The sequence below is a fragment of the Actinomadura barringtoniae genome, from assembly GCF_017573505.1.
In the GTDB taxonomy this organism is placed as follows: Bacteria; Actinomycetota; Actinomycetes; order Streptosporangiales; family Streptosporangiaceae; genus Spirillospora; species Spirillospora barringtoniae.
Genome location: NZ_JAGEOJ010000005.1, coordinates 323715 through 336817, shown reverse-complemented (window position 1 = coordinate 336817; position 13103 = coordinate 323715). Strand labels below are relative to the sequence as shown.

General features: G+C 70.9%; 9 protein-coding genes. 5 read left to right on the top strand and 4 right to left on the bottom strand.

Translation table 11 applies throughout. The features are described from left to right. Positions 1 to 1110 carry an Rv3169 family protein gene (locus tag J4573_RS14370; RefSeq protein WP_208255927.1) on the bottom strand — a complete coding sequence of 370 codons (1110 nt, stop codon included), beginning with the start codon at positions 1108 to 1110 and terminating at the stop codon, positions 1 to 3. After that, positions 1107 to 2159 carry a phosphotransferase family protein gene (locus J4573_RS14365; RefSeq protein WP_208255926.1) on the bottom strand — a complete coding sequence of 351 codons (1053 nt, stop codon included), beginning with the start codon at positions 2157 to 2159 and terminating at the stop codon, positions 1107 to 1109. Before J4573_RS14365 ends, J4573_RS14370 begins: the two co-directional genes overlap by 4 nt. Positions 2160 to 2303: 144 nt before the next feature. Here J4573_RS14365 and J4573_RS14360 point away from each other — a divergent pair, with 144 nt between their 5' ends. The 4 genes from J4573_RS14360 (at position 2304) to J4573_RS14345 (ending at position 7341) form a co-directional block, all read left to right on the top strand. Then, positions 2304 to 2957: an MBL fold metallo-hydrolase gene (locus J4573_RS14360; protein WP_208255925.1), complete on the top strand. Its 654-nt coding sequence runs from the start codon at positions 2304 to 2306 to the stop codon at positions 2955 to 2957. Continuing rightward, positions 2954 to 3622 carry an HAD family hydrolase gene (locus J4573_RS14355; RefSeq protein WP_208255924.1) on the top strand — a complete coding sequence of 223 codons (669 nt, stop codon included), beginning with the start codon at positions 2954 to 2956 and terminating at the stop codon, positions 3620 to 3622. The genes J4573_RS14360 and J4573_RS14355 overlap by 4 nt, the downstream gene beginning before the upstream one ends. Positions 3623 to 3774: 152 nt before the next feature. After that, a complete protein-coding gene (locus J4573_RS14350; RefSeq protein WP_208255923.1) occupies positions 3775 to 3978 on the top strand; it encodes a PspC domain-containing protein in 204 nt (67 codons plus the stop codon). 132 nt (positions 3979 to 4110) lie between these two features. Continuing rightward, positions 4111 to 7341, top strand: a complete 3231-nt coding sequence (locus tag J4573_RS14345) for a DEAD/DEAH box helicase family protein (protein ID WP_208255922.1) — start codon at positions 4111 to 4113, stop codon at positions 7339 to 7341. Here the strand turns inward: J4573_RS14345 and J4573_RS14340 are convergent. Next, positions 7338 to 8777, bottom strand: a complete 1440-nt coding sequence (locus J4573_RS14340; protein WP_208255921.1) for a lysyl oxidase family protein — start codon at positions 8775 to 8777, stop codon at positions 7338 to 7340. The two genes, J4573_RS14345 and J4573_RS14340, sit on opposite strands and share 4 nt — an antisense overlap. A gap of 298 nt (positions 8778 to 9075) precedes the next feature. Here J4573_RS14340 and J4573_RS14335 point away from each other — a divergent pair, with 298 nt between their 5' ends. After that, positions 9076 to 9642 (top strand): hypothetical protein, encoded by a 567-nt coding sequence (locus J4573_RS14335; protein ID WP_208255920.1) that lies wholly within the window; start codon positions 9076 to 9078, stop codon positions 9640 to 9642. 116 nt (positions 9643 to 9758) lie between these two features. On the opposite strand, the gene lysX is transcribed toward J4573_RS14335, so the two are convergent. Further along, the gene (gene lysX / locus J4573_RS14330; protein ID WP_208256138.1) at positions 9759 to 13016 is read right to left on the bottom strand and encodes a bifunctional lysylphosphatidylglycerol synthetase/lysine--tRNA ligase LysX; all 3258 of its coding nucleotides are present in this window, start codon (positions 13014 to 13016) and stop codon (positions 9759 to 9761) included. Between the last annotated feature and the right edge of the window lie 87 nt (positions 13017 to 13103).

Sequence of the window (13103 nt, the reverse complement as noted above, 5' to 3'; positions counted from 1 at the left end):
TCAGCCCCCGTCGAAGCTCGGGTGGGGTCCGAGCGCCCAGTACTCGAACAGCCCATAGCCGGTGTCGACGCCCGTGGGCGCGGCGCCGTCCAGGTACTCGTAGCGCGCCGCCGCGTCGACCATGCCCCACATCCGCGCCGCGTCCTCTTCCTTGCGCGCGTCGTAGGTGACGCCCTGCACCTTCAGGTCGGGCCCCTGGTACATGCCGTGCTTCCAGTCGGGCTCCAGGCCGTAGCCGGTGCCGACCATCAGGTGCAGCGGCACGAGCGGGGTGGCGCGGACCTCGAACGGCTTGCCGCCCGGCGGGCTGAACGCGATCGTCGCGGTCGAGACGTCGCGCGTCCCCTCCACGTAGACCGGGTGATATTCGGGGCGGCCGAGGAACTCCGGCTCCCGCGACTCGTCGGGCCAGACCCGGATGGCCTCCTCCAGCACCCGGCGCCCCTTCTCGTCCTCCTGCATGATGCACAGGATCGAGTGGTCCGCGAACTGGATCGGCGCGTACAGCCAGTAGAACGTTCCCGCGTTCTTGACCTGGATGCCGGGCGGCTCGGGCTCGCCCACCGGCCGGATGCCCCACGAGCGGTCCCGCGAGCCCCACCAGCGGTCCGGCGTGACCTCGATCCGCTCGCCGTCGATCTCGATCCAGCCCGTCCAGTAGCCGGTCTGCGCGAGCCGCTGCGAGTTGAACATCAGCCGTTCCTGCCACCGCAGGTAGTGCCGCGGCTCCAGCTGCGCGGGGATCGCGCCCTCCCACGTGAGGTCGAACGTCAGCCCGTGCTCGCTCTCGTCCAGCGTCACCCGCAGCTTCTTCAGGCCCTCGATCACCTCGACGTGGAACGGCCCCACGTTGGTGTCCATCCGGTCCGCGCCCAGCTCGCGCGAGGCCCGCACCACCTTGTGGATCGGGCCGCGCCGCACCACCGCGAACGCGTCGGTGACGCCCAGGTTCGGGTACTGCCCGACCCCGATCAGCATCATCAGCTCGTCCGAGCACCCGTGCACGTTGAAGTAGTAGCGGTCGTAGAAGTTCCGGTCCGACGTCGCGGGATGCCGCATGACCTCCGGCGCCTGATGGATCGGGTAGTCGTCGAGCGGCGAGAGCGTCACTGGTCTCCTCCGAGGATGCGCGACAGGAGCTGGGTGCAGTTGTTGTTGTAGGGGAAGTCGTTGTCGGGCTCGATCCACTCGAAGTCGATCATCGCCTGGCCGATGCGCGCCATGATGACCGAGAACTTGAAGCCGGAGAGGATCTCGTAATAGGCCATGTCGCGGAGGGGCCGGCCGAGCAGTTCCTCGTAGCGGGCGATGGTGTCCTCGTAGGAGGGGAAGCCCGAGAGGCGCGGGACGCCGATGCCCTCGGAGTGGTGGCGGTCGAGGAACATGTACCAGGCCAGGTCCTCCTCGGGGGCGCCGAGCATGGCGGTCTCCCAGTCGAGGACGGCGCGGGGCTCGCCCTTCTGGAAGATGATGTTGCCGATGCGGGCGTCGCCCCACAGAAGGCGGGGCGGGTCGGGCTCGTCGATCTTGTTGGCCTTGAGCCAGTCCAGGGCCTTGAGCGCGATCTCCTGCGGGCCCGGGTAGGCCCAGTGCAGGTAGTGCTCGTAATAGTTGAGGCGCTGGTCGAGGCCGGTGGCGCCCCAGGCCGGTTGGTCGAGGAAGCCCAGGCCGAGGGCTTCGACGTCGAGTTTGTGCAGGCGCGCCAGGATCTCCAGGGGGCGCCACCACATCTCGGTTCGTTCCTGGTCGGGGACCTGGGTGACCCAGCCGTCCTGGTGGTACGGGGGCATGTCGGTGGGGACGTCGCCGTCGATGCGGCCCATCACGAAGAAGGGCGCGCCGAGCAGGTCGGGTGACGGCTCGTACCAGCGGATCGGGGGGACGGGAATGTCGGTGTGCTCGTCCAGAGTCCGCATCAGGCGGTACTGCTCCTCGAACCTGGGTTCGGGGAAGATCTGGTAGTGGGCGGGGGCGACGCGGGCGACGAGCGCCTCGTGCTCGCCCTCGTGCTCCGCGTCGAAGATCAGCGTCTCGCTGGAGAAGCCGCTGGTCTTGGGGGTCTCGATCATGGGGATGCGGACGCCGGGCAGGTGCCGGTCCAGCCAGGTGGTGAGAACGGCGCGGGTGACCTCGGGGTCTCGTTGGTCGGGAACGGGCATGCGCACTCCTCCGAGCCGGGGCCGCCTCGAAAAGCAGAAAGTGAAACGTGTTCTACCAAGGGGTGAACACCCGGTCAAGCGCTCGCTTTTGTTATGGCCCCCCGCCATTTCGGCATGAGTGCGCGCCGTGGAAAAATCGGCCACATGCGTCTCACCAAGCTCGGACACTCCTGCGTACGGCTCCAGAAGGACGATCGGACCCTGGTCATCGACCCGGGCGCGTTCAGCGCGGCGGCCGAGGCCTTGGTGGGCGCGGACGCGGTGCTGATCACCCATGAGCACCCCGACCATTTCCAGCCCGACGCGCTCCGCAAGGCCATGGCGGAGGACGCGCTGCTGGAGGTGTGGACGTCCCGGGTGGTCGCCGAGAGCCTCGCCGACCTGGGATCCCGCGTTCACCAGGTGGGGCACGGCGACGCGGTGACCGCCGCCGGCTTCGACGTCCACGTCTACGGCGAGGACCACGAGATCCTGCACCCCGACATCCCGCCGATCCCCAACACCGGCTTCCTGGTGGACGGCGAGGTCTTCCACCCGGGCGACGCCCTGACCGTTCCGGAGGCGCGGGTCCCGACGCTGTGCCTGCCGGGCAACGCGCCGTGGATGAAGGTCCCCGAGATGTACACCTACGTGCGCGAGGTGGCGCCCGAACGGGCCTTCGTGATCCACGACGGCCTCCTGAACGACTTCGGCCTCGGCATCATGGAGACGCACGTGGGCAACGCGGCCAAGGAGGCGGGCAAGGACTTCCGCCGCCTGAAGCCCGGCGAGTCGGTCGACCTGTCGGGAGCGGCGTGAAGATCGAGGCCGTCTTCTTCGACATCGGCGAGACCCTCATCAACGAGGGGGAGATCTACGGCCGCTGGGCCGACTGGCTCGGCGTTCCGCGGCACACCTTTCTCACCAAGCTGGGCGCGATCCTGGTGACCGGCGGCACGCACATGGACCTCTTCGAGTACTTCCGGCCCGGGTTCGACCTGGCCAAGGAGGAGAAGAAGCGGGCCGCCGCCGGGGTGCCGAACGGCTTCGGCGCCGACGACCTCTACCCGGACGCCCGCGCCTGCCTGTCCGGGCTGCGCGACCTGGGGCTGTACGTCGGCGTCGCGGGCAACCAGCCGGTCGAGGCGGCCGAGCAGATCGCCGCGCTGCGGCTGGACGCCGACGTCGTCGGGATCTCCGACGTCTGGGGCATCAGCAAGCCGTCCATGGAGTTCTTCGAACGGTGTGCGCAGCTCGCGGACGTCCTGCCCGAGCACGTCCTGTACGTGGGGGACCGGATCGACAACGACATCCGGCCGGGGCTGGCGTACGGCATGCAGATGGCGCTGTTGCGGCGCGGCCCGTGGGGGCACATCCAGCAGGACGACGAGGCCCTGTCGCGGTGCCGCTTCGTCCTGGACGACCTGATCGACCTTCCGGCGCTGGTCGCCGCCCATAATGCCCAGCCCCTGGACACCCCCTGAGCACCCCCTAAGGGGCATCCCCTAATTCGCGAGTATGGGCGCAAGACCGCCCGTTCGGCTGATCCGTACCCGGGGCTCCGGTTCGTACCGTGGAACACGTAACCGCAGATCGCGGGTACATACGGATCGACCTGAACGGGGAGACGAACGATATGAACGGCCTTTACCGTCCGCGCAACGGACGCATGATCGGTGGCGTCTGCGCCGGCCTCGCCCGGCGGTTCGGCATGAGCGCCTGGACCGTCCGCATCCTTGCCCTGCTGTCCTGCCTGCTGCCCGGTCCGCAGTTCGTGGTCTACCTGGTGCTGTGGGTCATGCTCCCGAGCGAGGACCGCCACATGGCCCGCGGCTACTGACACTCGGCCCGCGGCCCCTGACCTCCATAGATCATCTTCGCCCGCCCCTCGTCACCTCCCGTCCCTTGGCGCCGTGCCAACGGCAGTGTTAGATCAGTGCACGGACTTCGCTAGGGGCGGGAGGAATCGACCGTGCTGGACCAGGCCCCGGCGCCCGGAGCGGACGTGCACGCCACCGCGGCGCGGCTGCTGGGGTTCCTGCGGGATCTGGCCGGCGCGCGCCGCGAGCCGGCGCGCGACCTCGGGGCCTACGAGCAGGTCTGCTGGCTCGCCGAACTGCCCGCCGAGGTCTATCTGGAGACCGACGCGGGGCCCGGCGAGGTGCTGTTCAGCATCCCGGTCATCCCGCTGTCGCCGCCGACCGTGCTGGAGGAGTTCGACGGCTGGATCGGCCTGCGGCACTGGTACCGGACGCTGCGGGACCTGGCCGGGGCCGAGGTCGTGCTCGCGACCGGCCTGCTGACCTGGCAGCCGCCCGACGGCGAGGGCGTGCACGACCACCTGCTGACCACCCCGGTCCGCATCGTCGTGGACGAACGGACCGAACGGGTCGACGTCGTCCTCGCCGGGCACACCTCGCTGCGCGACCGGGACCTGCTCGGCGGGCTCGGCGGGTTCCGTCCCGCCCGCACCGACTGGGTCTGGGACGCCGTACGCGCCGGCCAGGGCTTCGCGTTGCGGGCCTCGGTGTCGGACGTGCTCCGCAAGTGGTGCTCGATCGCCTTCACCGAGTTCGGCGCCGCGTTCCGCGAGGACTGGACCCCGGCGCAGGCCTCGCCGGGCGTACCGCAGCTGCGGCTCGCGCCCGCCCTCGTCGTACGGCCACCGGGCCGGGCGGCGCTCGCCGACCACTACGAGGACCTTCTCGCGCAGCTCGCCCGGATGCATGATGTCCCGGGCGGTCTCGGCCGCCTGATCGAGCCGGAACGTTCGGCCCGCCTCATGCAGGTCGCCGAGCGTTCGCCGCAGACCATCGCCGACCTGCTCGCCGGGCTGCTGGCGCGCGGGCGCCGGGTGCTGGTGACCACGCCCGAGGCCGAACGCATCCTGGCCGCGCTGCCCGGGGACGTCGCCGGGCTGTGCGCGCTCACCGAGGAGTCCTCGGTCGTCGACCGGATGCGCGCCCGCGCCTTCGAGCACGACCCGGCCGGCCACCGCCGGTACGTCGAGGAGCTCGCCGAACGCAAGAACGCCGCCGACCGCGAGGTGTCGGAGCTGGACGCGCGGCTCGCGCTGACCGAGGCGACCGACGCCTGCGACCTTGGCCCCGGCTACCGGGGGACGCGCGCGGAGCTGACCCGCAGGCTGCGGTCCGAGAGCCATCCGTGGCTGACGCCGCGGACGGGCATGCCCGCGGATCCGCCGCTCACCGCGTCCGAGGTCGCAGAGCTGGTCGCGCTGATCGACGAGGAGACGCCGGGGCGGCGGGCCCGCACCTGGCAGCGCGACGTCGATCCCGGGTCGCTGCCGAGCGCGCCCTACGTGCGGTCGCTGATCGAGGCGGAGGCGGCGGAGGTCGAACGGGCCGCCCGCTCGCAGACCGATCTGTCGCGGCGGTTGCGCGACCTCGACGTCGCGTTGCTGGCCCGTCTTGAGGCCGCCGCGCGTGCCGTGGACGCCGCGCTGCACGACCTCGGCCTGGACGGCCACCCGAGCGAGTGGGACCCCACCGATCATGCCGCGCGCGCGTTCAGCGACGCGCTCGCGGGCCGGCGCCCGACGATCTGGGCCCGCGTCGCGGAGATGGCGCCCCAGGCCGAATGGGCCGAGCACGCACTCGCCTCCCTCGGGGGACGTCGCGTTCAGCTGCCGCCCGGCGAGCTGCACCTGCGGCGGCTGGCGAGCGCCGCGCAGGACCTGCGCAACCACCTGTCCGAGGGCGGCACGCTGAAGCGCGGCCCGCTCCGTTCGGTCGCGCAACGCCAGGCCGAGCCGCTGCTGACCGGCGCGCGCGTCGACGGCAGGCCGCCGACCACGCCCGAGCTGCTGGACGCCGTCTTCTCGGTGCTGATGGTCCGGATGTCGCTCCAGGAGCTGGAGTACGTCTGGGAGGCCGCCGGGATGCCGTTCGAGGACGGGCCGCTGGACCAGCGCGTCGCCGCGTTCCGCCGGGCCCATCTGCGGCTGGCCCGCATCCGCGAGGTGCTGCCCGCGATCGAGGAGTCGGCCGGGCACCTGGCGGGCCTGGGCATCCCGATCACCCATCCGCTGCAGTGGCACGGCTACGTCGTCGGGCTGCAGAGCGCGCTGTCCGAGCTCAGCGTCAACCGGGCGAGCGCCGACCTGAACGCACTGCGCGACTCGATCAGCACCGACCACAAGGGCCAGCCGCCCGAACTGCTGTCCGCCCTCGTCGCGATCGACTCGCGCGACGCCGACGGCTACGCGCGCTCGCTCACCGCGCTGCTGGAGGCGCGGCACGAGCGGGGGCTGCAGATGCGCTGCGAGGCGCTGCTGGACAGGGTGCGCGCCGTGCACCCAGAGCTGGCCGAGGCGCTCATCGGAGGGACCGTTCCCGAGCACTGGGACGAGGCGTGGGCCTGGGCGCACGCGTCCGTACGGCTCGCTGAGCTGCCGGGATCCCCGGCCGAGGACCGGCTGCGCGAGGCACTGACCGAGGCAGAGGAACGCCAGGCCGAGGTGAGCGCCGAACTGAGCACGGCGGAGGCATGGGAGGCGTGCCTGTCCCGTTCCGAGGCACCCGCTTGGATCGCTCCGCTGTGGCACGTCCCCGAACTGCTCCCGGCGGTGCCCGACTCGTTCGACGTGGTCATCGTCGACGGCGAGCACGGCGCCGGTGCCGAGGCGCTGTTCCTGCTGTGGCTGGCACCCCGGGTCATCCTCGTCGGCGAGGGCGGCCCCGAACTGCCGCATCCCGAGGGGACCATCGACCTCATCGCGGACGTGCTGGACGGCGCGGTCACGCCGACCGCCCCGCTCTTCGAGACCCTCCGCGCCCGCTTCGCCCCGGGAGAACGACCCGCGCCGGAGAGGGCCGCCTCGGTCGCCGTCGCAGCCGAGCCTGAGCCGCAGCTCGTCGCGCCGCAGCTCGTCGCGCCGCAGCGGGCCGCCCCGGAACAGGGCGACCCGCCGCCCGCCCTCACGATCGAACGAGGGCGGTCGATCGTCGCGTACAAGCGGCCCCAGCTGGTCGAGCTCATCGGGCGGATCGACGCGGGCGAGCCCGGCCTGTCCGACGAGCAGCTGGTCGAGAGGGCCGGAGAGATCCTCGGCTGCCCCGACGACGAGACGCTGCTGGTGAGCGCGCGCCTGCACTACGCCGTCGAGACCTTCCGCGAGCCCTCCGAACCGTCCGAACCGTTCGAGGCCTCCGAACCGTCCGAGGCCTCAGGGACCGCTTAGGGCGCGTTGACCAGGCCGACCGGCGCGACCTTCACCGTGCGGTGGCCCGGCGTGCCGCCCAGGGTCACCTTGCGCAGCGACATGTTGTTCTTGGCGGTCCCCTCGAAGAGCCGGTGGCTCGGGTTGGCGATGACCTGGATGAAGTACGTCCCGTTCTTCAGGTCGGTCACGTCGAACGACTGGCCGGGACGGAACTGGGCGTAGGTGTCACCGGAGCCGACGTCCAGGACCTCGCGTACCGACAGCGAGGACAGGTCGCCGCAGGCGGTGTGCAGGTCTGTGTTGTCGGGATTCCAGTTGGCGTTCTTCACCAGCTGGTTGATGGCGTCGGTATTGGCGAGGCAGAACGCCTCCTTCTGGCTGCGGACGATTTCCTTCTTGTCCTTGCCGAGCAGCCGGTAGCTGGCGAAGTCCTTGAAGTGCCAGTGCATGTGGCCCTCGCGCGGGTCCCATTCCATGCCGCCGGTCTTGGCGTAGCCGACCTGCTTGCCATGGCCGTCGAAGAAGTACTGGTAGGCGTCCATCAGTCCCGGCTTGACGCGGAATCCGTCCACGACGAGCGGGGACGGCCCGGCGTTCCAGACGGTGGCGCTGAACGCGAGGTAGTCGCGCTTGGGTCCGGGGGCGGGCGGGTTGGTCGGCGGGGGGCCGGGAGGCATGTCGTCCTCGCCGTGGTTCAGCTGGATGCCCCACGCGGGCAGGGCGGCCAGGTCGGGCTTGGGGCCCTTCGGAACGCTGCCGTTACCCTTCGGCTTCGGCCCGGCCTTGAGAGCCGCCTTCCCCGACATCGGCCTGCCGTGCCCGTCGTCCACGGTCCGCACCGTGACGGCGATCTTCTTGGTGGCGGCGGTGAGCCCGAAGGCCTTCTGGTAGGGCGCGGTGACGCCGACCGTCGCGGTGTACTTGCCGTCGGCCAGCTTGACCTGGGGAGCGTTCCACCCGGAGACCTTGCTCGCCCAGCCGCGCTGGATGCCCCACACCGAGCCGCGCGTCCACGGGTTGTCGGAGCAGGACGTGGGATAGGGCGAGGTGCTCGGTGCACCCGGCCGGATCCTGGCCTGCTCGCTGGACGGGCAGACGTTCTGGTAGAGGTCGGCGACCTTCTTGCCCTTGGCGTCGGTGACCGTCACGTGCAGGAACCTGGTGAACCCCGAGAAGCTCTTCACCAGGCCCTTCGGGAGGGTCTTGGTACGGGTCTTGCCGCCCTGCCGGACGATCTGCTCCGCGACGATCGGGTCCTGGTAGGACTTGCGGTGAACGCGCATCTCGAAGGGCGCGTTCGGGGCGCCGACATGGATGCCCAGGTCGAGGCCGACCCGGTCACCGCCGTCCTTGTACTTGTCCAGCGTCACCGCGGAGGTGGCGGCGAGCAGGCTCAGCGTCGGCTTGGGTTTCGGGGGTTTGGTGGCGGCCAGCGCCGCGGGTGCGGCGCCCATGGCGAGCAGTGAAACGGCCGCGGTCGTGATGGCAATCGGACGTCCTAGGCGAAAACGTCTGTTGCTGATGACAGTCCTCCGTTTTCCAGCGTTCGCGCGAGCACGCGAACGACGCCCGTGGAGGGGCACGGGCATGATCGGGGAGTACGTCGCAGTGGCGAGCTGGGTCCCGTTCCCGCTTTCTTTGCGCGGAACGTCCGACCGGCATTCGCCGACTCAGATACGACATAGAGACAATGTCCGGCAGTGGCCCAAAGTTTCAGCGATGCCCGAGAAATTTCTGAGGACCATCGACACAATGAAACGCGTGATCGGCTGGGACGAGGAGGCGCTCGCGACCCTGCGCGGCGCGGCGAACCGGGGTCTCGGCGCGACGGGCGTCGCGCTGTTGCAGGTCAGGCCGCTGGGACCGGTGTTGCAGTACGCGGGCGACGTGCTGGCCGTGGCGGTCGAGGCGGGCGTTCCGGAGGCCGGGCGGCTCGCCGAGGACTGTCTGCGCGAGCTGGCCGAACGCGGCCAACCCGGGGACAAGGAACTGGCAACCGAGCTCGCGGTGGCCCTGGGCAGGCGTTCGACCGGCCTGCGCCGGGCCCCGGTCCCGCTCGGCGATCTCGCGGGCGCGCTCGACGGCCGCGCGGGCAGCGGGCCGCACGTTCTCGACCTGCTGCGCGGCGAGGTCCTCTCGATCGACGAGCTGGACGGCGCCCCCGCGTTCGACGCCCGGAGCCAGGAGTACGACCCGCACCGCTGGCTCGTCTTCACGCCCGAGCCGAGGGGCGTCCCGTACTCCGAAGAGGCCTCCCGTGGCCGCGCCCGCGCCTGGCTGGCCGCGCGCGGCTACCGTTCCGCCCCACACGAGCTCTAGAAGAGCCCACAAGCTCCAGGAGAGCCCACAAGCTCTAGGAGAGCCCACAAGCTCAAGGCGAGCCCGCGAGCTCTGGCGGCCCCGCGCGAGCTTGAGGCGGCACTCGTCCGCGAGGGTCAGTAGCCGGGGCGGACCAGGGGGAACGGGATCGTCTCGCGAATGCTGCGGCCGGTGAGGGTGATGAGCAGCCGGTCGATGCCCATGCCCATGCCGCCCGCCGGGGGCATGGCGTACTCCAGGGCGCGCAGGAAGTCCTCGTCCAGTTCCATCGCCTCGGGGTCGCCGCCCGCGGCCTGCAGCGACTGCTCGGTGAGCCGCTGCCGCTGCAGCACGGGGTCGATCAGCTCGGAGTAGGCGGTGCCGAGCTCCATGCCGAAGACGATGAGGTCCCACTTCTCGGCCAGCCGCGGGTCCTTGCGGTGCGGCCTGGTGAGCGGCGAGGTCTCGGCGGGGTAGTCGCGGACGAACGTCGGCGCCATCAGCTCCTCTTCGACCAGGGCCTCGAACAGCTCCTGGACGATCTTGCCCTGGCCCCATTCGGGCGCCGCGTTCAGGCCGGCCTTCTCGGCGAACCTCCGCACGGCGGCGACCGGCGTGTCCGGGGTGACGTCCTCGCCGAGCGCCTCCGACACCGAGCCGTAGACGGTGATCTCGCGCCACGGCTCGGCCAGGTCGTACTCCACCCCGTCGCGCACCACGACGGTCGTGCCGAGCGAGGCGCGGGCGGCGTCGCGGACCAGGTCGCGGGTGAGCGCGGCCATGGTGTCGTAGTTGCCGTACGGCTCGTAGGCCTCCAGCATCGTGAACTCGGGGTTGTGCTTCTGCGAGACGCCCTCGTTGCGGAAGTTGCGGTTCAGCTCGAAGACCTTGCCGACGCCGCCGACCAGCAGCCGCTTCAGGTACAGCTCGGGCGCGATCCGCAAGTAGAGCTGCATGTTGTAGGCGTTGATGCGGGTGGTGAACGGCCTGGCCGTCGCGCCGCCGTGGATCGGCTGCAGCATCGGCGTCTCGACCTCGAGGTAGTCGCGGTCGCGCAGCCCGTCCCGTACGGCCGCGACCGCGTCGCCGCGCATCCGCAGCATCTTGCGGGACTCGTCGTTGACGATGAAGTCGACGTAGCGCTGGCGGACGCGCGCCTCGGGGTCGGACAGGCCCGTGCTCTTGTTGGGCAGCGGCCGCAGGCACTTGGCGGTGAGCTTCCACTCGCCGGCCAGCAGCGACAGCTCGCCCTTCTTGGACGCGATGACCTCACCGGCGACGCCGACCTGGTCGCCGAGGTCGATGAGCGACTTCCAGGAGTTCAGCGAGTCCTCGCCGAGCGCGTCGGCGGTCAGCATGACCTGGATGTCGGCGGTCTCGTCCCGCAGCGTCACGAAGATCAGCTTGCCGTGCTCGCGGGCCAGCACGACCCGGCCCGCGATGGCCGCGTGCTCGCCCGTGCAGGCGCCCGGCTCCAGGCCGGCGAAGCGCTCGCGGATGTCGGCGGCGAAGGCGGTGCGCTCGAAGCCGAGCGGGTAGGGCTCCATGCCCTGGGCGCGGATCTGGTCGAGCTTGGCGTGCCGGACCCGTTCCTGCTCCGACAGCCGGCGCTGCGGCGCGCGGGCGGCGTCCGCGGCGTCCTCGATCTCCTTGATCCGGGCGACCAGGTCGGGTGAGGGCGCGGCGTTGGCCACCCGCTCCAGCTTGGGCCGGTTGAAGCTCGGCAGGAAGCCCTCGGCGCGGGCGTAGGCGAGGCCGAGGCGGACCAGATCGCGGCTCTGGGTGTAGCAGATGAAGCGCGGGAACCAGTCGGGGTTGTACTTGGAGTTGGAGACGTACAGCGACTCCAGCTGCCAGAACTTGGAGGCGAACGACAGCATCCGGTAGTAGCCCTTGGCGACCGGTCCGGCGCCGATCTGCGAGCCGCGCTCGAACGCCGAGCGCAGCATCGCGAAGTTCAGCGAGAGCTGCTGGGCGCCGACGGCGGCGGCCTTCTCGGCCAGTTTGGCGACCATGAACTCGTTCAGGCCGTTCTCCGCCGAACGGTCGCGCCGCATCAGGTCAAGCGACAGGCCCGCGCGGCCCCACGGCACGAAGCTGAGCAGGCCGCGCAGCTCGCCGTTGGCGTCGAACGCCTCCAGCATCACGCAGCGGCCGTCGGTCGGGTCGCCGAGGCGGCCGAGCGCCATGGAGAACCCGCGCTCGGTGTTCTCGCCGCGCCAGGCGTCGGCGTTGCGGATCAGCTTGGCCATCTCCCAGTCGGGGATCTGCGAGTGCCGGCGGATCCGCACGGTGTAGCCGGCCCGCTCGACGCGGCGGACGGCCTGGCGGACCTGCCGCATCTCGCGGCCGTCGAGGTTGAAGTCGGTGAGGTCGATGATCGCCTCGTCGCCGAGCTCCAGCGCGTCGAAGCCGTGCCGCCGGTAGATGTGCGCGCCGCGCTCGCTCACGCTGACCGCGCCGGGGATCCAGGCGTGCGCCCGGCACTCGTCCAGCCAGGCCTCGATGGCCTGGTCCCAGGACTCGGGGTCGCCCAGCGGGTCGCCGCTGGCCAGGGAGACCGAACCCTCTACCCGGTACGCGATTCCGGCCTTACCGTTCGGCGCGGTGATGAAGTCCTTGTCGCGCCGCAACGCGAAGTAGCCCAGCGAGTCCTGGTCGCCGTACTCGGCCAGCAGGGCCCGCGCCGGGAGCTCTTCCTCGGGGGACAGGACCGGGTCGCGGCGGCCCGGCTTGAACAGTGCCCAGACCGTGACGATCAGCAGCCCGGTGCCGAGGATCCACAGGATGCCGTCCACCCAGATCGGCACGTCGACGGTCGTCAGCTTGCCGCCGACGCGCGGGCCGAGGACGGTCTGCAGGACCACGTAGAGCGGGTGGTCCCAGAACCCGTGGCGGCTCTCGGGGTTGCTGTCGGTCAGCCGGACCAGCAGCGTGCCGACGCCGCCGATGGTGATCAGCAGTACCGAGAAGACGGCCGCGGCCATCCGGCGGTTGGCCCGGTCGGGCAGCGTGGTGAACTGTCCGCGCGCGGCGACGAGCAGGGCCAGGACGGCGACGTACAGCGCGGTGGTGATGATCAACCGGATCGGGGTCGGCTCGCCCGGGTCGAAGAGCGTGGCGACCATGCCGAGCGTGCTGAGGGCGGCGAACAGGCCGAACAGCAGCGTGAGCACCCGCCAGGCGGCCTTCTTGCGCCGCCGTACGCCCATCGACAGCAGGATCCACATCAGGCCGATCGGCACGCTGGGAAAGATCGCCAGGAATTTGATCCAGCGCATCGCCCAGAAGTCGAGGATCTCCTCGATCAGGCCGTACGAGACCCAGGCCAGCAGGGACAATATCCCCGAGAGCCGCGTGTACCAGAAGAACCCGGTCGGGACCGCCTCGAGCATGTTCTGCCACGTTCCGCGCAGACCACCTGCCGGAGCGCCGTGCCCGGCCCGCTGGCCCTTCTCCGCCATGGTCCCCCCGTCGCGGTG

Coding starts and splice junctions, on each gene's coding strand:
- J4573_RS14365 (WP_208255926.1), bottom strand. CDS start 2,159: ATGCCCGTTCCCGACCAACGAGACCCCGAGGTCACCCGCGCCGTTCTC.
- J4573_RS14350 (WP_208255923.1), top strand. CDS start 3,775: ATGAACGGCCTTTACCGTCCGCGCAACGGACGCATGATCGGTGGCGTC.
- J4573_RS14360 (WP_208255925.1), top strand. CDS start 2,304: ATGCGTCTCACCAAGCTCGGACACTCCTGCGTACGGCTCCAGAAGGAC.
- lysX (WP_208256138.1), bottom strand. CDS start 13,016: ATGCTCGAGGCGGTCCCGACCGGGTTCTTCTGGTACACGCGGCTCTCG.
- J4573_RS14340 (WP_208255921.1), bottom strand. CDS start 8,777: ATGGGCGCCGCACCCGCGGCGCTGGCCGCCACCAAACCCCCGAAACCC.
- J4573_RS14335 (WP_208255920.1), top strand. CDS start 9,076: ATGAAACGCGTGATCGGCTGGGACGAGGAGGCGCTCGCGACCCTGCGC.